The sequence below is a fragment of the Bifidobacterium sp. LH_230 genome (genome assembly GCF_056357555.1).
Genome location: NZ_JBKEWJ010000001.1, coordinates 214249 through 234474, shown reverse-complemented (window position 1 = coordinate 234474; position 20226 = coordinate 214249). Strand labels below are relative to the sequence as shown.

Sequence of the window (20226 nt, the reverse complement as noted above, 5' to 3'; positions counted from 1 at the left end):
CAAGTACGCACACGCGCCATGCCACGGATCGTTGGCATGGCGCGGTTTTGCGTGTTCATATGAACATGCGCCGGTTCCCGGGATTTTCGCCAGACAATCCCGGGAACCGGAAAACTCACGCCAGGGCGCGGTAGGCGTCCTCGTCCACCGGCTCGAGCCACTCGTTCGACGCACCCTCGGCCTTGGGCATGATGGCCACGTGCGCGAACGACTCGGTCGGCGCCGCGCCGTGCCAATGCTTCGTCTCCGGCGGAATGTAGGCCACGTCGCCGGGCTTCATTTCGACCGGCTCCTGCCCCTCGATCTGGTAGTAGCCGCGCCCGCCCACGGCGAGCAGGATCTGGCACACGCCGTGATGGATGTGCCAGTGGTTCGTGCAACCCGGCTCGAACGTCACGTTCGCCACCGACACCTGACCGTCCGCCGCAAGCGGCGCGAGATAGCTCTGGCCTTCGAAATACTGCGCGTACGCGTCGTTCGGCTCGCCCAGCGGGAATGCGCTCGGATTGTCCATGATGCCTCCTTGTTGGCCCTTGTCCCTGTTTCGCGCCGTGGCCATGTCGACAGCATCGTCATGATCGCGGCCTCGTCATCGACGTTAGAGACTTCGAGCGCTCGAAGTCAATCTCGTCTTGTCGCCACCGACCCTTTCTCCACCAGAGCACACCTGATCCGCCCCTGCTTCACGGACAGAGCAGGCAGTACGGCACGGGTCGACACCGCGTCAAGCGCATCGGGCAACTCGCGTCCTTCGATCATCGAGATCAGCTTGCACGCGCCCCAATAGCCCATTTCATAATGCGGCAGTTCGATGGATGTCAGCCGCGGTTCGAAGAACACGGACAGCAGCTCAAAATTGTCCACGCTGACCACCGACAGATCCCGTCCGACGCACAGGCCGCGCCGTGCGGCCGCCTCGTAGATGAACCGCGTACGCACGTCGTTGAAGCAGAACACGCCGTCGGCGCCCGTGTCGAGCAGCGCCTCGGCCTGCTCGTCTGCATCGATCTTCTCCGGGTCGAACACGAGCCGTTCGTCTCGCGCGACGCCGGCCCGATCCAACGCCGCGTAGTATCCGGCGAGTCGCCTCGGCTGCGCGATGATCGTCGGCGGCGAGCCGTAGTACGCAATGCGGCAGCATCCGGCGTCCAGCAGCCGCGCCGTCGCGTCCTCGCCTATCCCCTGCTCGTCCGGAGCGATGGACGGGCACCGGCCGGCCTCGTCCTCGGCGTCCACCATCACCGTGGGGCATCCGTCGAGCGTGTCCGGCAGTGTCATCACCCGGTCGTACATGGCCGCGTAGAGGAATCCGTCGACGCCGTACCGGCGCAGCATGGCGATCTGCTCGCGTTCGAGTTCCGCATCGTTGCCGGTGTTGACGACCGTCAGCAGATAGCCGAACGTGCGGGCCGCATCCTGTGCGCCCAAAATGATGCGTCCGGCGTACGGCGTGGTGGCGACGTCGTCGCCGATCAGGCCGAGCATATGGCTGCGATTGGTACGCAGTCCGCGTGCGATGGGGTTGATCACATACCCCATCGCCTCGGCCTGCTCGCGTATCTCGCGGGCGATCTCGGGCTTGATGCGCCCCTGCCCTTTGCCGTTGAGCACACGGGAGACCGTCGCCGTGGAGACCCCGGTCTTGAGCGCAATATCCTTCATCGTGACCATATGCATTCCCCGTTGCGTCGATGTCGATGTAGCACCGTTCATAGTAACGTGCCCCGTTCCGTTCACTGTCCGCCATGTTATGCGCCAAGCGCCGGCGTCATATGGGGACGGCGGAAGCCGGAGCCGCTCGCGCGATCACGCGTTCCTCGCTCCGGCTCACGTTTTGTCTTCCGACTCGGCTCAGCCCTTGACCGCGCCGAGCATCACGCCCTTGTTGAAGTACTTCTGCAGGCAGGGGTACAGCACGAGCAGCGGGATCGTGGCGACGATGATCACGCCGAACTTGATCTGGTCGGCGAGCTGCTGCTGCGCGGCGGCGTTGAGGTTCGAGGCGACGGATTGCGAGACGAGCAGGATCTGCTGGAGCACGACCTGCAGCGGCTGTTTGTTCTGGTCGGAGATGTAGATCAGGCCGGTCATGAAGTCGTTCCAGTGGCCGACGAAATAGTACAGTCCGATCACGGCGAGGATGGCAGGGCTCAATGGCAACACGACCTTGAAGAAGTAGCCGAGATAGCCGAGTCCGTCGATCTGCGCCGCGTCGTGCAGCTCCTCGGGAATGGACGACTCGAAGAACGAGCGGGCGACGATCACGTTGTATACGCTCACCGCGCCGGGCAGGATGAACACCCACATCGTGTCGATGATGCCGAGCTGCTGGAACAGCAGGTAGTTTGGCACGAGGCCGCCGGCGAAGAACATGGTGACGGTGAACAGGAACAGGATGACGCGGCGCGGTTTGAATTCGGGGCGGGACAGGGCGAATGCGCACGGGATGGTCACCGCCATATTGACCGCGGTGCCGACCACCGAGTAGACGATGGTGTTCCAGTAGCCGCGCCAGATCTGCGCGTTGGCGAAGATCTTCGCATAGCCGGCGAACGTGATGCCGGAGGGCAGCAGTCGCGTCTGGCCGGAGGCGACGCTGTTCGGGTCGGAGAACGAGGATATGACGACGAACCACAGCGGGTACAGCACGATCAGCACGACGAGCAGGATCAGGCCGTCGATAACGCCAAGGGTGATCCAGTCTCCGACTGTGCGCCGTTCTCGCTGCTTTGTGTTCCATGGGATGTCGTTGCCGTTGGGCTTGGGGGCCTGGGCCACGGTCGTGGCGATTGATGCGCTCATGATGATGCTCCTTCTCGTCTTAGAAGATGCTCGCGTTGGACACTCGCTTCGAGATCGCGTTGGCCGCGACCAGGAAGACGAAGTTGACGACTGTGTTGAACAGGCCGATGGCCGTGGAGTAGGAGAACTGGAAGTTGATCATGCCGATCTTGTACACGTAGGTGGAAATCACCTCGGTGGCCGGTAGGTTCAGCGTGTTCTGCATGAGGAAGATCTTGTCGAAGCCGACGTTGAGCACGGAGCCCATGTTGAGGATGAGCAGCACGCCGCAGGTCGGCAGGATCGCCGGGAAGTCGACGTAGCGGATGAGCTGCAGACGGCCGGCGCCGTCGAGTTTGGCGGCCTCGTACAGGGATGTGTCCACGGAGCTCAGCGCGGCGAGGTAGATGATCGCGTTCCAGCCGCAGTGCTGCCAGACCTCGGAGATCCAGTAGACGGCGGTGATCGCGCCCGTGCTGCCCATGAGGCTTTCGTCGCCGAAGAACTGGCCGATGATGCCGGTGTTCGGCGCAAGGAAGATGTTGAGCATGGACACGATGACCACGATCGAGATGAAGTGCGGCATGTACGTGATGGTCTGCACGAAGCCCTTGATCCTAGCCGAGTGGATCTGGTTGATGAGCAGGGCGAGGATGATCGGGAAGATGAAGCCCATGACCAGCGTCCACAGGCTGATGCGGACCGTGTTCGTCATGATCTCGCCGAACAGCGGCGAGCGGAAGAACTTGTTGAAGTATTTGAATCCGACGAAATCGCCGCCGGTCAGCCCCTTGTCGGGGTCGAACTCGCGGAAGGCGAGTTGGATGCCCCACATCGGCACGTAGGCGAACAGACCCACGAACACAAGTGCGGGCAGGGCGAGCAGCCACAGTTCCCAGTAACGGCGGAAATGTTCGGCGATACGGGCAAGCGGGCTTGGCTCGTTGGTCGGTTCCTGTACGGGCCGGCTGGCGGCCGAAATGGTGTTGGTTGACATGATGACGCTTTCGATGGTGACGGAATCATGGATGATGACGGCCGCTGAACGATGCGGCCGCGCACGGAAGAGGGTGGGGCCTGTCGGCCGGATCGGCGGTCACGGCCGACGGACCCGCGATGGTTGCGTCGGGAAAAGGGAAAACCGACGCAAGCGTTGACGATGACGGAGGTTGGCTGGCCGCCGTCGCGGTTATGCGTCACAGTTATTTGACGGCTTGGTCGTAGTACTTCTGCCAGATCGCGATGTTCTCCTCGAGACCGAGCGTGGGCTCGGCGATGTTCTTGAGGTACGCATCCCATTCCTTGTCGATGCCGCCGCGTTGCACCCATTTCGCCAACTGGTTGTTGGCGTAGTTGCCGATGGATGTGTTGTTGTCCGACAGGATGTCGAGATCGTCGCTGCTGGGACGCACGTAGATCGGGATCACGTCGCCGGTCGGGTCGACGCGGCTGAGCGCCTCCTCGACGGCCTTGTTGGATTCGGTCACCTGATCGGCGTTGTCGTCGTTGACGATGGTCGCGCCGTCCGGCACCCAGCCGGCGAAACGGTCCTGCAATGCGATGGCTCGCGTGTCGGGGTATTCGGCGTACGCCTTCTCACGGTCGATGGTGTATGTGTGATTGCCGTCGTCGGACAGCGTGGTCGGGATGGAGCCGAAGTAGCCTTCGACCGACAGCTTCTCGCCGTACATCGCGTTGATGATCTTGTACACGGCCTGCTTGTTTGCGGCCTTTGGGCTGACGGACAGACTGTAGGCGAATTCGGTGGCGTCCTGCGAGTAGTCCCATGTGACGTCTTCGATCGGCGTGGACGCATGCTGCTTAAGCGGCGGGAGGCTGATGTATTCCTTGGCAAGACCGTTGCCGAACTCACTGTATGCAGACCAGCCGAAGGTGACGCCGGTGATTGCGGTCTTGCCATCATTGACGGCTTGCGCAACGTACTGCGAACCGTCACGGGTGAAAGTGTCCTTGGGGATCAGTCCTTTGGACATCAGCTCGTGCAGGAACGAGATCACATCCTTAAGCTCGCTGGCGGTATAGTAGCTTTGCACCTTGCCGTTGCGCACGTAGTAGCCCTGCGTGGACGCGCTCGAGCCCATGAAGTTGGTGACGACTCCAGTCGAGTTGAGCAGGACCAGCGGGCTCCAGAGGCCGAAGCCGAGGCCACGGATGTTCATCGGCACCTCGTCGGCTTTGCCGTTGCCGTTGGGGTCCTTGGTCTTGAATGCTTCCAGCACGGTTTCCAGCTCGTCCCACGTGGTCGGCACCTTCAGGCCGAGCTTGTCAAGCCACTGCTTGTTGATGAACATGTGCGTGGCGGAGACGCGGTAGCCCTTGCCGCGGTCGGATGGCAGCAGCTTGATCTGCCCGTCGCTGTTTTCGGCCATCTTGCGGGCCACCGGATGCGCCTCGAAGAAGCGCTTGACGTTCGGCAGCTCGTCGAGGTGCGCGCCGATGTCCTCGAATTGGTTGGGATATCGGCTTACGTCAGTGGGATCGTAGAGCGCCAATCCAATGTCCGAAAAGTCATTGGCGACCATTTTCGGGGCCTTCTGCTGCCCCCACGAGTTATCGGCGATTTCCTCCCAGTTGATGGTGCAGTCGCAGGCTTCCTCCAGCTGTTTGGAATATTCGGTGTCCTTCATCGGATTGTCGGTGACGTTGCGACGCACGCGAATGGTGACGATCGGCTTGCCGTCCGCATCGACGGTGGGTTTGCTTTTGCCGCATCCAGCCAGTGGCGCGCACATCGCGGCAACGACCGCGACGGCAGCGACGAGTCTGTTGATACACAAACCACGGCGTTCCATGAGTTCTCCTTAACCATGTGTTCTCCTGTGCCGAAGGACTCAAATACTTCGTTGTTTTTGACTGGGTAGCTTTGCCGTCCTCGGATATCAGAAAATATAACATGGCAATCAATTGCCGTCAATCGATTGCCGCACGGCGTGTCAAACCGTTTCGACACAGCGGTCGCGGCACGGAAAACCGTTACGAAGGCGCAGATTCCAGCACCATGCGCACCCACCGGATCGCCATATGGACCGCAGCCCTTCCGCACGATCGCCGACCCGCAGCCTTGCCGTCGGCACACAATGCTGTTCGCCCAGAACGTAGCCGCTCGTCAAACGGCACGTCGTCTGCGAAAGTAGTATCGATATCACATAGCTCGTTTCGTGATATTCCGAACCGGGATATCACGAAACGACGCAAGTACGATCATTCATATAGATAAGGAGATCATCATGAAGACGCTGGTGCTCGTGTTCCACCCGGGCCTCAACACCCAGTCCCGCGTCAACAAGACGCTGGCCGACGCGGCCGCCGAGCTGGACAACGTGACCGTGCGCGACGAGTACGCGCTGTACCCGGACGGCAAGATCGATGTGGCCGCCGAGCAGGCCGCGATCGAGGCCGCCGACCGCATCGTGTTCCAGTTCCCGCTGTGGTGGTTCTCCTCCCCCGCGCTGCTCAAGACCTGGGAGGACGAGGTGCTGCAGCACGGCTGGGCGTATGGCTCCGAGGGCCACGCGTTCGAGGGCAAGGAGTTCCAGGTGGCCGTCTCCACCGGCTCCCCGGAGGCGAACTACCAGCCGGACGGCGCGAACAAGTTCGTGATCGACCAGGTGCTGGTCCCGTTCCAAGGCACCGCGAACTACATCGGCGCGACGTGGGTCAAGCCGTTCGTGACCTTCGGCGCGTTCGGCATCACCGATGAGGCGCTGGCCGAGGCTGCAAAGGCGTATAAGGAGCTGCTGGCCAAGTAAGGCGGCGTCTTCCTGCATCACAGATATGGCCGGTTTTTCGGGATTCTCCATTGCGAGATCCCCGAAAAACCGGCCATATTCATTGTTCGACGATATCGGCGACCGTCAATCGCGGCTCATTTCGACAGCCGCCACACGTACCACGCGACCGGCAGGGTCAGCAGGCCGCCGGCGACGAACACCCACATGATCGGGATGATATCGGCGAGCGGCGCGAAGATGAGCATGCCCACCGGCATGCCGAACGTGGCAAGCGTGGTGTCGAGGCCGAACACGCGTCCGACCATCGACTCGTCCGCCTCGGACTGGATGACGGTGCGCATCGGCCCGACACAGACGGCCGACGCGACGCCGCACAACGCGTTGATGATGAGATAGCTGAGCAGCCCCGGAGCAAGCCCCAGCCCCACGACCGTGATGCCGACCGCGGCAATGCCGCCCGCGATCATATGCATATTGTTGCGGATGATCTTCACGCCGATCGTCGACATGAACACGCCGCCGAGCAGCATGCCGATGCTCAGGCTCAGCTCGTTGGCGGCGAGTTTGTCGGCGGCCGTGGTCAGGTTCAAGAAGCCGAGGTTCAGGTCGATGCCCTCGTATTCGCGGGTCATGAGCAGCAACGTGAGGTTGAGCGGCGCGACGGACATCAGGCAGGTCATGCCATCGCCGAGCACCACGCCCTTCAAGTGGTTGTGGCGCATCGTGTACGCGAATCCGGCCTTGAGATCGTCCACCGTGCGGCGGATGCCGGCGATGAGCGGATGTCGCCCGGTCTCGGTGGAGTCAGCGTCGCGGCCGGCCGGCGAGACATCACCGTTCACCGCGGTACGCTTGTTTGGCACGCGAATCAGCGCGACGAATCCAACGCCGATCACCGCGGTCGTCACGTCGATCAGCAGGATCGACCATAGCGGCATGATATTGACGAGCACCGCGGCGACGGCCGGCGCGACGATCATGTTGGCCGAGTTGATCATGCCGAACACCGAGTTGACGCGCAGCAGTTTGCCGGATGGCGTGATGTCGGGGATGAACGACTGGACGGCGGGCGTCTGCACGCCGCCGCCGGCCGAACGGATGAACAGGACGACGAACAGCAGCGTCAGTCCGGCCCAGCCGTGGGAGAACGCGAACGACAGGACGATGGTGACGGCCGCGATGATCAGGTCGGGCAGCATGATGAGCGGCTTGCGACGGTAGCGGTCGGCCATCGAGCCGCCGAAGATCGAAACGATACCCTGCGGCAGCACGCCGAATACGGTGGCGAACAGCATGGACCAGCCGGATTTCCATTCGAGTGCGATCCACCACCACAGGGCGTATTGGACAATGCTGGAGCCGAGCAGGGAGAAGGCCTGACCGGTGAGCAACAGTGCGACGCGCGGCATCCAGCCGGTTTCGCGCGGGTCGGTGTCGGAGGGGAACGCCGATGCGGATGGTGCGTTATGGGATACGGATTGAGACATAGGTGAGGTGTTCTTGCTTTCCACTAGGACATTGCCGTCATCGTTCAGGCAACCGCGCCAGCCCGCATACAGCGCAAGGCCGGCCGGCTTGCAAATCGATTGCGAATCAGTACAAGACGGCAGATGTCGACGAAATTATGATGCGAATGATGGGATCGCCAGATCATGCGGATTCGGCCGTACCCGGCTTCGGGCATGGCTCCGCCGACCCGTTAGATCCTTCCGGGCAGACCGCCTGTCTGCGGGCGGTCGCCCCTCATCATGCAACACAAAGAACACATGGCTCCGCACACTATCAACGCGAGCCGACAATCATACGCACCGAGTAGTCGACCGCGCGTTTCCATCGGTTTATCCGATGGCTGATGACCGTTGACAGACGACGGTCATCAACCGACGGTACCGGCCGCATCCGAGTCCATGTTTCGTCACGTGATTCGGTTACGGCCGATTGGTCACCGCTCGCGCCAGCGGGTCAGCTCGAAGACGAGCACGTAGACGAGCAGCAGGGCGGAGGCAAGGAACACGGAACGCAGGGCCGTGTCAAGCGAGGGCAGGAACGTGGCGATGACGCCGAACACGGCCACGCCGATCGCGCCGCCGACCTGACGGAACGTGTTGAACATGGCCGACGCGATGCCGGCCTGCGCCGGGTCGACGGATCGCAGCACGACACCGGCCGCGGCGGGCGTGGTGATGGCCGCACCGAAGCCGACGACGCTCAGGCCCGTCGCGATGACCCATATGGGGATCGGCGCGGGGGTCAGGAATTCGAACAGGAAGCCGGCGATCATGATCGCCAATCCCAGCGTGATCGAGAACCGTGAGCCGCGGGCGGTGATAATGCGCCCGCCGATCAGGTTGCCGACGATCGTGACGAACGCGGACGGCACAAACACGAGTCCGGCCGCGAACGCGCCCATATGGCGCTCGTTCTGCAGGAACATGGTGCAGATGAAGACCATGCCGTACCAGTTGAAGATCATGATGAAGCCGATCTGCAACGCGACCTGCATGCCGCGGATGCGAAACAGGCCGAGCGGCATCATCGGGGCGGGAACCTTGGTCTGGGAGATGACGAACAGGCCGAGCGCAAGCAGTCCGACGCCCAGCAGCACGAGCGTCGCGGGCGCGGCGAAGCCGATCGCGCCGACTTCGATGATGCCGGCCACGAGCGTGCTCAAACCGACGAGCGCGAGCGTCTGGCCGATCCAGTCGAAGCGGATGGACCGGCACGGGGACGGCGCGATGCGCGGCACGAGGGAGAGGATGAACAGGCAGAACGGCACGTTGATCGCGAATACGAGGCTCCAGTGGATCGGCGTGAGCAAGCCGCCGAGCAGGGGGCCGACCGCGGAGGCCGACGCGCCGCCCGCACCCCACAGGGCGAGCGCCCATGCACGCCGGCGCGGGTCGGGGTTCGTCTCGTTGATCAGCGACATGGACGCCGGCAGGATCAGCGCCGAGGCGACGCCGAGCACGCAGCGGCCGGCCACGAGCGCCGCCATCGACCATGCGAACGAACAGAACAGGGACGCGAAGCCGAACAGCGCCGTGCCGATCGCGAACACGCGTTTCGCGCCGAACCGGTCCGCGAGGCTCCCGGCGAGCAGGAGCAGTGCGGCGAACAGCAGCGTATAGCCGTCCACGACCCACTGTTGAACGGCCATGTCGCCGCCGAGATCGGCTGCGATGGTGGGCAGGGCGACGTTGACGATGAGCACGTCCATGCCGGCGAGGAACGATGCGACCGATGCGACGACGGTGACGGCCACCGAAGAGGATGAGGATGCAGTGCGACCCATGCGTATCCTATCTGTACTATCTATATATTCGTTATCTATACGTTGTTGCGATGACTATGATAGGACGCAGAAACGTTGCAATAGATAGGTTTATGAATGATTATGGTTTACGATATATAAGCCATAGGTTTACACGCATCCAGGGAGCCGCCCATGTACGACCGCAGACTCGACGCGATCATCGCCGCGGCGGACACCGGTAGCTTCGCACAGGCCGCGCGCCGATTGCACCTGTCCACGCCGGCCGTCGCCAAGCAGATCACCACGTTCGAGCAGGAGTATGGCCTAACGATCTTCGATCGTTCCCGCTCGGGAGTCACCCCCACCCAAGCTGGAGCGAAATTCATCGACGACGCGCGCTCGCTCGTGAGCGAATCGAACGAGATCATCCGCAGAACCCGCCAACGTATGCACCAACATGCGGCGCCCGTGCGTCTGGGCATCTCCATCTTGCGCCCCGCCCGCTTCATCCTCGACCTGTGGCAGCGGTCCGGCCAACCGGGCATCCGGCTGGAACTCATGTCGATGCCGGACAACGACATATCAATCGAGGACATCATCGCGCATCTGGGCGAGGACATCGACGTGATCGCCACCGCGTTCGTGCCGGCACATTGGGCCGGCACCTGCGGCACGCTCCCCCTGTCATATGAGCCGCTGTGCCTCGCCATACCACATGCCAATCCGCTCTCGCGACGGGCGAAGCTCACCATCGACGATCTGGCCGGCGAGCGCATCCGCATCCTGCCGCGCGGCAACGGCACCGACGACATCGCCCGCGACCTGCTCGAGCGCAACCCGGGCGTCACGCTGGTCGACATCGAGCAGTATGACCTCGATCTGTTCAACGACTGCGCCGAATCCGGCGATCTGCTCATCTCCAAGCCGATGTGGAGCGACGTGCATCCGCAGCTCGCCAACGTGCCCATCGACTGGCCCGAACCGGTGGGCATGCAGTACGGTCTGCTCTACCCGCTCTCCCCCGCCCCGCAGGTCGCCGCGTTCGTCGCGCGGATCGCCGCGCTCAACCAGCGGTTCGCGGATCACTGACGATCGCGTGCGGACCGTCAGCATCCATCGGCTGTGAGCGCTACCATAGGAGACGTGGGGAACAATATTTCCATGATGATGACTATGAGTGATATGAACGATATGAATGACAGTATGAGTAGCGAACAGACAGATATCAGCAATCAGGACAACGATCAGCACGCCACCGACGCCGACACCGGAACCACCGCCGCGACCGACACGCCAGCCGCCGCGACCGTCGACCGCACGTGGCTCACCAAAGCCAAGGACACGATCGACCAGTGGGCGTACATCATGTTGAAGGACGCCGACGACCACGACATCGACTGGGAGTGGGTGCGCTCGCTCGACCTCGAGCACGGCATCGGCGTCGCCCAGCCGGTCGATCTCGAACCGGGCGCGGCGAGCAACGTGCATGACCTGCTCAAGGCCGATCTTGCGATCCGCGACCGGCTCGAGGCGATCATCGCGAAGATGAGCATGGTGTTCATGCGCGACTTCGACCGTCATATCAAGACATACGAACTGCCGCGTGCGCTCGCGTACGCGGACCGTCGCCTGACCGATCAGATCGATCTGCTGCGCGACCGCGGCGTCGCGGAGGGCCTGTGGACGGTCAGCGACGAGGACCGTCAGCGCGTCACCGTGCCGGTATTGCACGCGGTCGAGGGCGGTCTGCTAACCGACGACGATCTGGCCGACGTGCAGGATCGCACCGCCGAGATCGTCAACGCACGCGCCGAACAGCGCAAGGCCGACCGTGAGAAGCGCGAGGCGGCCAAGCACGAACGTCAGATGGCCCTGTTCGCGGCTGACGAGAAGCAGTACGGTTCCGTCGAGGCCGGCCCCGACGAGTCTGCGCCGGCCGACTCGAGTTCGGACGCGAACAGCGCGGACGATCTGGTCGAAGGCCCGCAGATCATCAACGACGACAATCCGGCCGTGCCGAGCATCGAACAGGTGCGTACGAACGAGACGGCCGTGCCGGAGATGCGCTACGAGAAGTCGCGTCATGCGGCCGCCGAGCATGTGGCCGCCCGCCAGGCCGCCGCGCCGAAGGACTACTGGCGCGAGGTCTACCTGCCCGGCCGCGACGTGGACAACGTGATGGGCATCGACTTGGAGACGAACGGCACCGAACCGTACCGCGCGTACATCATCGATGTCGGCTTCGAATACATGAACATGAAGTCGCCTCGTCCGACCTCGCTGCCCGACGACTACCGGTACGACAAGGACTATTACGAGTCCGGCGACGCGTACGACCAGCACCGCTTCTCGTTCGGCGTGACGCCCGAGGCGGCGCGGCACGGCAACGCGTTCATCATCCAGCTGACCGGCATCGACATCAGCCAGCGCACCGGCGCGGAATTCCCGCTGTTCGACGAGGACCCGGCCGCGCAGGCCGACCTGCTGCACCGGCTCACGTCGCAGCCGTTCGTGGCGCATATGGCCACCTTCGAGCACAGCTTCTTCATGCTCAACGTGGCCGGCTACGCGGAAGCCTACCGCAACGGGCATGTGACGATCATCGACACGCTGCCGATGAGCCGCCTGTGGGACGAGGGGTCGATTCCGTGCGAAGGGCACCCGGACGGCGACAACACGCTGGACGCGTACGCGAAGCGTCAGGGCGCGCTGCACGAGGACGACGCCGAACGCCATCTGGGTCTTGAGGACACGCACATCATGCTGCTCGCGATGAAGCATCATCTCACGCAGCTCAAGGCCGAGGCGCGCGGCCCATGGGGTCCGGGCGGCAAGGCGGGCGTCGGCGGCAAGCGCATCGTCAACTACCGCCGTCGCACCTGGCGGCGGTAGGCGCGTAGGCGCGCATCCGCAACGCACAACGTCCGTATGTTCGCGCGATCACGACGGCCGCGCGAACATACGGACGTTGTTGTCTTCTGTATCCTCTGTATATTCGCGTCGTATTCGTGATCGTACGAACATACGGAGGAGGAGAACGGCCGGTAGCCGATCACCGACCGCTCAGTCCGCCACGCGCATCCGCGAGCGCACCTTGACGACCACGTACCAGACGCACAGCACGACGATCACCGCCGCCACCGCGTATTGAAACCGGTCGAGCACGCCAAGGATACCGCACCATTGCGAACCCAGCAGGTAACCGGCCATCACGAGAATCGTGTTCCATACGAGCGAACCGAACGCGGTGAGCAGCGTGAACCGCAGCAGGTTGGTGCGCGCGATGCCGGCCGGGATGGAGATCAGCGAACGCACGATCGGGATGACGCGGCCGATGAGCACCGACCACAATCCGTAGCGGGCGAACCAGTCGTTCGCCCTGTCGATGTCGCTCGCATCCGTGAGCGGCATCGCGTCAAACAGGCGGCGCATACGGTCCGCGCCGATCGCATAGGCGATGTCGTAGAGCACGAGCGCGCCGACGACGGAGCCGAGCGTCGCGCCGCCGATCGCCTCGAACAGGGTCATGCGGCCCTGCGCGGCGGTGAATCCGGCGAGCGGCAGGATGACCTCGCTGGGGATGGGCGGGAACAGGTTTTCGAGGAACACGGCGACGCCGGTGCCGAGCCAGCCCATCGTGGACATGAGGCCGACGAGCCAGTCGGTGATCGCGCCGATGAAGCCGCCCGTGGAGACCGGGCAGGAGACGATGGCCGTGACGCCGGGGGCGGAACCTTGCGCGAGCGTGGTCAGAGGCTGTGTGGTTGCGAGCACTGTGGTGATCATGGCAGTCACGATACGGGGCGCCGACTTAGGCTGCGCTAACCGACGACGCGAACGTGCGCACGGCCGCCTGTTCGCTATACGAGTGAACGTTGACTTCAAGCACTTGAAGTTACCACAATCGATATCGGCGGCCGTCGTCTCCGGCGACCGGACAAGACGACGAGAGCATCAGAGCATAGAGGACGTTTCATGAACGAACCTGCAACGAACCAGCCCGGCATCATTCGCCAGGCGCGGCTGACCGGCGAGCGCGCGGAGTTCTTCGCGCACGACATGACCTATATCGATACGATCTTCGCGGACGGCGAGTCGCCGCTCAAGCACGCGCGCAACATCACGCTGGACAACTGCTCGTTCCAGTGGAAGTATCCGCTGTGGTACGCGAACGACATCACCGTGCGCAATTCGACGTGGTTCGAGATGGGCCGCGCCGGCGTGTGGTACACGAGCCGCATGCTGGTGGAGGATTCCACGATCGAGGCGCCGAAGAACTTCCGTCGGGCGAGCGATGTCACGCTGCGCAACGTCGATCTGACGAACGCCGAGGAGACGTTCTGGAGCTGCACGAACGTGACGTTGGACAACGTTGTCGCCCGCGGCGATTATTTCGGCATGAACTGCGAGCATGTGACCGCCGAACGGTTCCGTCTGGTCGGCAACTATCCGTTCGACGGAGCGCGCGACATCACGGTGCGCGATTCGCGGCTCATCTCCAAGGACGCGTTCTGGAACACGGAAAACGTGACGGTCGAGAACTCGTATATCTCCGGTGAGTATCTCGGCTGGAACTCGCGCAATCTCACGTTCGTCAACTGTACGATCGAGAGCCTGCAGGGACTGTGCTATATCGACAACCTTGTCATGAAGAACTGCCGGCTGGTCAATACGACGCGCGCGTTCGAGTATTCGACGGTGGATGTGGACGCGCATGGCACGATCGACAGCATCGTCAATCCGACCGGCGGCGTGATCCGCGCCGACGAGATCGGCACGCTCACGTTGGAGGCGGATCGCATCGACCCGTCGAAGACGACGATTCTGACCGGGGAGCGTGCGGCATGAGCGGGACGACTGGCGTGATCAACGAGACCGGCACGATCAACGAGACCGGAGCAACCGACGCGGCCGGCGGCACGTTCGATTTCGATACGCCGGTGGATCGTGCCGGCACGTGGTCGCTCAAGTGGGAGGAGGCCGGCGACGCGCTGCCGATGTGGGTGGCGGACATGGACTTTCCGACCGCGCCAGCCTTGCGTGATGCGCTGGAACGGCGCGTCGCGCACGGCGTGTTCGGCTATTCGATCGTGCCGGACGAGTGGGGCCGCGCGTACGTCGACTGGTGGGGTTCGCGGCATGGTCTTGCGATCGACCCCGAGTCGCTGATCTTCACGACGGGCGTGATTCCGGCGATCTCGAGCATGGTGCGCAAGCTGACGACGCCGGCCGAGAACGTGGTCATCATGACGCCCGTGTACAACATCTTCTTCAATTCGATTCTCAACAACGGTCGCAATGCGCTCCAGTCGCCGCTCGTCTACGACTCGGCCGCCGGGCGGTATGCGATCGACTGGGCCGATCTGGAAGCGAAGCTCGCGGACCCGCAGACCTCGCTGATGATCCTGTGCAACCCGCACAATCCGACCGGCATGGTCTGGGATCGCGCCACGCTTGCGCGGATCGGCGAGCTGTGTTGGCGACATCACGTCACGGTGATCAGCGATGAGATCCACTGTGATCTGACCGACCCGGGTGTCTCGTACGTGCCGTTCGCGTCCGTTGACGAACGGTGCGCGGCGATTTCGGTGACGTGCATGGCGCCGACGAAGGCGTTCAACATCGCCGGTCTGCATACGGCGGCCGTGATGGTGCCCGATCCGACGCTGCGGCACAAGGTGTGGCGCGGGCTCAACACCGACGAGGTGGCAGAGCCGAACGCGTTCGCCATCGATGCGGCGATCGCCGCGTTCGGGCACGGCGGCGCATGGCTGGACGCGCTGCGCGAGTATCTGGCCGGCAACAAGCATGAGGCGGCGCGGCTGATCGACAAATACAATGGTTCGGCTGCGGCCAACCGTCACGTCACGCTGGTGAGCGGCCCGGCCACGTATCTGCTGTGGCTGGATTGCTCGGCGTTCGTCGGGGACGGGTCGCGGTTCGCGACCACCACCGAGCTGTGCGACTGGCTCAAACGCGAGCATAAGGTGATGTTCTCCTCCGGCGCGCAATTCGGCGGCAACGGGAGCTCGTTCATCCGCATCAACGTCGCCTGCCCGCGGGTGCGGATGCGCGAGGGATTCGCGCGGCTGTTCGCGGGGTTGCGAGCGCTGTAAGCCGAGAGTCAAGGGAGCGTTCATAGGCGAGGGGCGGCGGTTTGCATTGCGTCAGACCGCCGCCCTCGCCTCTTCGTACATCAATTCAGGCGTCGATGTCGAGCATCGCGCGCAGCCAGTCGAGTTCGGCCGCGATCTGCGCGTCATGCACGGTGATGATGCCGCGCCGGTACGGGTCCGCGATCTGGTCGGACGAGAGCGGATTGCCGGCGTCACAATAGAAGAAGTGGATGTCGCCGCGGCTGAGCAGGTCGTAGCGGCGGCGCAGGACCGCGTCGCGGTCGGTCTTGTCGGGGATGACGGACAGGAACGTGAGCACGACCGTCCAACGGGTGAAATCGCTGACGTCGAACCCGCTCGTGTTCTTCAGCTCGTCGATCAGCCGGGCGCGTCCCTCGTCAAGCAGCGTGAACAGGCGACGCTGGCGGCCGTCGCGCATCTCGGACTCCTCCGCGATCAGGCCGGCGTCGACGAGCCGGGCGGTCGCCGGGTAGATCGCGCCGTCGCTGAACTTACGGCTCGATCCCTGCAGCTGTTCCATCTTCTTGCGCAACTCGTAGCCGCACATGGAACGCTCCGACAGGAAGCCCAGAATCATCGTTTCGATCACGCTCATGCGTGACAGTATATCTCGTTTCGACATATATCAGCATCGCGTCATCCCAGCGCGTAACCGGCGGTCGTCATACGTCGCGTCAGTCGTCTCACCGGGCGGGCACATCGCGACACCGTGAGCGTCACCGTGACAATCCGCGCAATATCCTGCGCTGGAACGGAATGGTCACCGCGAACGAAAGCACGTCGGACACGGACTGGGCCACCTCCACGCCGAGCACGCCGAAAAAGTGCGGCAGGATCAGCACGGCCGGGGCGAGGAACAGGCCCATACGGCATACGGCGAGGAACGAGGCGACGCCGGTTTTGCCCATCGTCTGCGTGGACATGTTGCCCATCATGTTGACGCCGTTGAGCGCGACCGTGACGCATTCGAAGTGCAGCGCGGCCACGCCGACCTCGACCACGGCCGGATCGGAACGGAAGATCTCGACCAGCTGCGGCGCGAACGTCCAGATCAGCGCGCCGAGCACGATGAGCACGGCGGTCGACAGTCTGACGCAGAACCAGTACGCCTGTTTGACGCGGTCGTATTTGCCGGCGCCGTAGTTGTAGCCGCACACCGGTTGGAAGCCCTGGCCAAGACCGACGATCACCGAGTTCGCGCCGAGCATGATGCGCATGACGATGGCCATGCCGGCGATGGCCGCGTCTCCGAACGGGTTGGCGGCGATGTTCACGCAGGTGGTCGCGATCGAGCCTGCGCCTTGGCGGATGAGCGACGGCAGGCCGCCGCCGACGATCTCGCGCATGAGCAGCACGTCGGGTCGGCAGTTGCGCAGGGAGAGCTTCATCACGCCGAATTTGCGGCTCAGCGTGGTCAGGATCACGAAGCTCAGCGTCTGGCAGATGCCGGTCGCCAGTCCCGCGCCGAAGATGCCGAGGTCAAGCACGAAGATGAACAGCGGCGCGAGCAGGAAGTTGAGCAGCGCGCCCGAGACGAGGCCGGTCATGCCGAACGCGGACTGGCCCTGGTAGCGCAGCAGGCCGTTGAGCGCGAACGATCCGCACACGCAGGGCGCGGCGGCGAGGATCGGCGTGAGGTATTGCACGGCATACGGCGCGATGGTGGCGGTCGAACCGAGCGCGACGACCAGCCAGCGCAGGGTCAGCAGACCGAGGACGGCGACGGTCAGGCCGCACACGAGCGCGCCGGTGAAGCCGATGGCGAGCAGCTTGGCAGCGCGTTCGTTGTTCTGCTTGCCCAGTTCGCGGCTCATGGAATTGCCCGCGCCGTTGCCGAAAAAGAATCCGATGGCCTGCAGGACGGTCATGACGGAGAACGCGATGCCGATCGCGCCGGATTGCGCGGTGCCGAGCTGGCCAATGAAGAACGTGTCCGTCAGATTGTACGCGGTGGTGACCAGATTCGAGATCACGGCCGGAATGCACAACTTGAGGATGAGCGGGCGGATCGGCTGGCTGGTCATCTGCCGGTATTTCGCGTCCGCGCTCGCGCGTCTGATCGTATGAATCTGCCCCACGTCTGGCTACTGTACTCCCCGCTCGGACCGGCTCGAGGCCACTGTCCTGCAATGCAAACCGCTACTCCTCTTGAAGCCGCTTGTCGGGCATGCCGTTCGGCTTCCTATAGCCCACCATGCAGCCGCACGTCGTTCTTCGTCTCGGAATTCTCAAGGCTTGTCATAATGTCTCTTTACGTCGCGTGTCTTCGATGTGCCGTCGGGATAGCATAGGAATTGCATTGACTACTGATCAGAGGTAAGTTTGTTCCTCTAATCTGATTCATGTTGAAAGGAGGCGGCCATGACGACCTTGACGGCAACCGGGGTGAAGCCCATTCCGACTTACGTGCCGCCGGCCGACGGCAAACCGCGCAACGAGGCGGATGCGAAATGGATGAGGTTGCACCGGGCGATGCTGAACCGTCCCGTCCGTCTCGCAAAGAAGACCGAGAATCTTGCGAATAGCGATCGTCACTAGCCGTCTGTGCGATTCCGGCGATCAGCTCGCGCTGCGACGTTTCGTCTGCTGCAAGCCGAATGCCCCGGAATACGCCATGGACGTGCAACGCTACATTCGCGACCTGCGGATCAAGGACGAACCGGGACTGTACCGCATGGTTCTCCAATACGGAGAGACTCCTGGATCGTCCATCGTCGGGTGCTGCGAATTCGGATACGATCCGGCATCCCCACAGGCCAGCGGTTATGCGATCTCGTTCATCGCGACTGCGCTGAGCGAACACGGCAGGCATCTCGGCGCAGTCCTCTTGGACTGCGTGCTGCGATGGATGGCCAACGACGCCGCACGAAACGGACGCGAACCCTATGTGCTGACACAGATCGACCCGCGGAACACCGCCAGCATCCACCTGTTCTCCGACCTCGGCTTCGAGGACGAAGGCCAGGACGAGAACGATCCGGAATACCACATCTGGTCGAAGACCTTCACTCCGACGGCAACGGACCACCTGTACCTGTACACGCCCATCCAAATAGAAGATGACTGACCGCATAACAGGTAGCTTCGCCCATGCCATGGCCGTGCTCACGGTACCGCGATGAGGAAGCGGCCCTCCTTCTTTTGTATGGCCTGTTTCAACCGCCGAAACCGGATGTTGCAGTATCCCCGTCACATGCTCTCCCGCATTGGCGTGCGGGAGAGCATGTGCCGTTTATCACCTATACCCTGTCACTGGTGGCCCAGCCGTTGGGCAATGCCGCCATGATGCGAACACATCCCCCTATAGTCACGTGCTCCCGGCGAGGAAGTGGATTGCGTGCCATCCTTGCAAACGGCCACCAACACCCCACTGCCGTCGGTCTGCGGTGACTGCGGCGCGGCCGCGGCCTGCTGCTGCGTCTGCTGCTGTTCGGCTTGGGCCTGCTGCTGGGCGGCTTGGATGGCCTCCTGTTCCTTGCGTTTCTTCTCGGCCTCACGCTGGGCGATGTTCTTCTCGCGCTCGTCGAGTTCGGACTGCTTCTGCTCCTGGACCTTCTGCTTCTCGTCGAGCTGCTTCTGGGTCCGCTCCTGCTCAGACTTCTGCTTGTCGAGGTCCTTCTGCGTCTGCTCCTGAGTGTTCTTCTGCTCGTCCAGCTGCTTTTGGAGCGAATCGAGGTCGCCGACCTTTTCATTCAGGGCGTCGAGCTGCTTCTGCACGTCCTGGGTCTGCTCCTGCTGGCTAGTGAGTTGCTGCTGGAGATCCTTGTACTGAGTGGACGTGGTCGGATCAGCGGTTGACGCGCCGCCTACGCCTACGCCGAGCAGAAGCGTGAACAGGAACGCGACTGTCCACGCGAAGATCCTTAGTATTCGCCGCCATCCGCCTTTCTTCCTGTGTTTGCTGGACTGCCCGCCGTTGCCATTGCTCCCGTCTCCGGGCGGCGGCAACGTGACGGGCAGGCCGGTCGGCTTCGGCAATGCGGCATCCGACACGGTGGTGTCGATGATCTGGGTCACCGGATCAGATGATGTGTTTTCTCTGACCATGATCTTCTCCTTTGCTCGCTCATGGTGTCGTGAAGCCATTCGCAGTATGTGCGGATGATTCGCACATTAACCTCGAGTTCATGGGTAAACCAGACCTCGTTGTCACAGATTCGTTCGACCGTGCGCATACTCGTCGGGGTCGGTGAGTATGCGCACGGACTCGGTGTCGGCGCACCGTTCCACCCATACGCCGAAATTGTATCCCTTGTCTTGATATTTGGCATGGCTCATATCGTGGGCGGGACCGCGCCTCATG

Annotated in this window: 19 protein-coding genes; 7 read left to right on the top strand and 12 right to left on the bottom strand. The window is 62.9% G+C overall.

What is annotated here, in order from left to right; translation table 11 throughout:
• Positions 1 to 115: 115 nt before the first annotated feature.
• The 5 genes from AC1A0G_RS00865 to AC1A0G_RS00845 all read right to left on the bottom strand — a co-directional run bounded on the left by AC1A0G_RS00865 (position 116) and on the right by AC1A0G_RS00845 (position 5594).
• Positions 116 to 514: a cupin domain-containing protein gene (locus tag AC1A0G_RS00865; protein WP_476526771.1), complete on the bottom strand. Its 399-nt coding sequence runs from the start codon at positions 512 to 514 to the stop codon at positions 116 to 118.
• Positions 515 to 621: 107 nt separating this feature from the next.
• Positions 622 to 1671, bottom strand: coding sequence for a LacI family DNA-binding transcriptional regulator (locus AC1A0G_RS00860; protein WP_476526770.1), 1050 nt, complete (start codon positions 1669 to 1671; stop codon positions 622 to 624).
• 180 nt (positions 1672 to 1851) lie between these two features.
• Entirely contained in the window at positions 1852 to 2802 is a 951-nt protein-coding gene (locus AC1A0G_RS00855; RefSeq protein ID WP_476526768.1) for a carbohydrate ABC transporter permease, read from the bottom strand.
• Between the two features lie 19 nt (positions 2803 to 2821).
• Positions 2822 to 3778, bottom strand: coding sequence for an ABC transporter permease (locus AC1A0G_RS00850; protein WP_476526767.1), 957 nt, complete (start codon positions 3776 to 3778; stop codon positions 2822 to 2824).
• Between the two features lie 205 nt (positions 3779 to 3983).
• The gene (locus tag AC1A0G_RS00845) at positions 3984 to 5594 is read right to left on the bottom strand and encodes a type 2 periplasmic-binding domain-containing protein (RefSeq protein WP_476526765.1); all 1611 of its coding nucleotides are present in this window, start codon (positions 5592 to 5594) and stop codon (positions 3984 to 3986) included.
• A gap of 435 nt (positions 5595 to 6029) precedes the next feature.
• Here AC1A0G_RS00845 and AC1A0G_RS00840 point away from each other — a divergent pair, with 435 nt between their 5' ends.
• Entirely contained in the window at positions 6030 to 6551 is a 522-nt protein-coding gene (locus AC1A0G_RS00840) for an NAD(P)H-dependent oxidoreductase (protein WP_476526763.1), read from the top strand.
• A 116-nt stretch (positions 6552 to 6667) separates the two neighbouring features.
• Here the strand turns inward: AC1A0G_RS00840 and AC1A0G_RS00835 are convergent, their stop codons facing one another.
• Positions 6668 to 8020 carry an MFS transporter gene (locus AC1A0G_RS00835; protein ID WP_476526762.1) on the bottom strand — a complete coding sequence of 451 codons (1353 nt, stop codon included), beginning with the start codon at positions 8018 to 8020 and terminating at the stop codon, positions 6668 to 6670.
• A 455-nt stretch (positions 8021 to 8475) separates the two neighbouring features.
• The gene (locus tag AC1A0G_RS00830; protein ID WP_476526761.1) at positions 8476 to 9825 is read right to left on the bottom strand and encodes an MFS transporter; all 1350 of its coding nucleotides are present in this window, start codon (positions 9823 to 9825) and stop codon (positions 8476 to 8478) included.
• A 153-nt stretch (positions 9826 to 9978) separates the two neighbouring features.
• Between AC1A0G_RS00830 and AC1A0G_RS00825 the strand changes: the two genes are divergently transcribed.
• The gene (locus AC1A0G_RS00825; protein WP_476526759.1) at positions 9979 to 10875 is read left to right on the top strand and encodes a LysR family transcriptional regulator; all 897 of its coding nucleotides are present in this window, start codon (positions 9979 to 9981) and stop codon (positions 10873 to 10875) included.
• A gap of 114 nt (positions 10876 to 10989) precedes the next feature.
• Positions 10990 to 12678, top strand: a complete 1689-nt coding sequence (locus tag AC1A0G_RS00820) for a DNA polymerase III subunit epsilon (protein WP_476526757.1) — start codon at positions 10990 to 10992, stop codon at positions 12676 to 12678.
• A gap of 171 nt (positions 12679 to 12849) precedes the next feature.
• Here AC1A0G_RS00820 and AC1A0G_RS00815 read toward each other — a convergent pair whose 3' ends face one another.
• Entirely contained in the window at positions 12850 to 13572 is a 723-nt protein-coding gene (locus tag AC1A0G_RS00815; RefSeq protein WP_476526755.1) for a DedA family protein, read from the bottom strand.
• Between the two features lie 189 nt (positions 13573 to 13761).
• On the opposite strand from AC1A0G_RS00815, the gene AC1A0G_RS00810 reads away from it, so the two are divergent.
• Both AC1A0G_RS00810 and AC1A0G_RS00805 read left to right on the top strand, forming a co-directional pair.
• Positions 13762 to 14634: a DUF3737 family protein gene (locus tag AC1A0G_RS00810; protein ID WP_476526754.1), complete on the top strand. Its 873-nt coding sequence runs from the start codon at positions 13762 to 13764 to the stop codon at positions 14632 to 14634.
• Positions 14631 to 15902 carry a MalY/PatB family protein gene (locus AC1A0G_RS00805; RefSeq protein ID WP_476526753.1) on the top strand — a complete coding sequence of 424 codons (1272 nt, stop codon included), beginning with the start codon at positions 14631 to 14633 and terminating at the stop codon, positions 15900 to 15902. Before AC1A0G_RS00810 ends, AC1A0G_RS00805 begins: the two co-directional genes overlap by 4 nt.
• Positions 15903 to 15987: 85 nt before the next feature.
• Here AC1A0G_RS00805 and AC1A0G_RS00800 read toward each other — a convergent pair whose 3' ends face one another.
• Positions 15988 to 16518 carry a PadR family transcriptional regulator gene (locus AC1A0G_RS00800; protein ID WP_476526752.1) on the bottom strand — a complete coding sequence of 177 codons (531 nt, stop codon included), beginning with the start codon at positions 16516 to 16518 and terminating at the stop codon, positions 15988 to 15990.
• A gap of 121 nt (positions 16519 to 16639) precedes the next feature.
• Positions 16640 to 18001: an MATE family efflux transporter gene (locus AC1A0G_RS00795; protein ID WP_476526751.1), complete on the bottom strand. Its 1362-nt coding sequence runs from the start codon at positions 17999 to 18001 to the stop codon at positions 16640 to 16642.
• Positions 18002 to 18284: 283 nt separating this feature from the next.
• On the opposite strand from AC1A0G_RS00795, the gene AC1A0G_RS00790 reads away from it, so the two are divergent.
• Together AC1A0G_RS00790 and AC1A0G_RS00785 are read left to right on the top strand one after the other, a co-directional pair.
• A complete protein-coding gene (locus AC1A0G_RS00790) occupies positions 18285 to 18461 on the top strand; it encodes a hypothetical protein (RefSeq protein ID WP_476526750.1) in 177 nt (58 codons plus the stop codon).
• Between the two features lie 76 nt (positions 18462 to 18537).
• Positions 18538 to 18990, top strand: a complete 453-nt coding sequence (locus AC1A0G_RS00785; protein ID WP_476526749.1) for an N-acetyltransferase family protein — start codon at positions 18538 to 18540, stop codon at positions 18988 to 18990.
• Between the two features lie 182 nt (positions 18991 to 19172).
• Here the strand turns inward: AC1A0G_RS00785 and AC1A0G_RS00780 are convergent, their stop codons facing one another.
• Both AC1A0G_RS00780 and AC1A0G_RS00775 read right to left on the bottom strand, forming a co-directional pair.
• Positions 19173 to 19970 carry a hypothetical protein gene (locus AC1A0G_RS00780; RefSeq protein WP_476526748.1) on the bottom strand — a complete coding sequence of 266 codons (798 nt, stop codon included), beginning with the start codon at positions 19968 to 19970 and terminating at the stop codon, positions 19173 to 19175.
• A gap of 102 nt (positions 19971 to 20072) precedes the next feature.
• Positions 20073 to 20225: a hypothetical protein gene (locus tag AC1A0G_RS00775; RefSeq protein ID WP_476526747.1), complete on the bottom strand. Its 153-nt coding sequence runs from the start codon at positions 20223 to 20225 to the stop codon at positions 20073 to 20075.
• Position 20226: the final 1 nt, after the last annotated feature.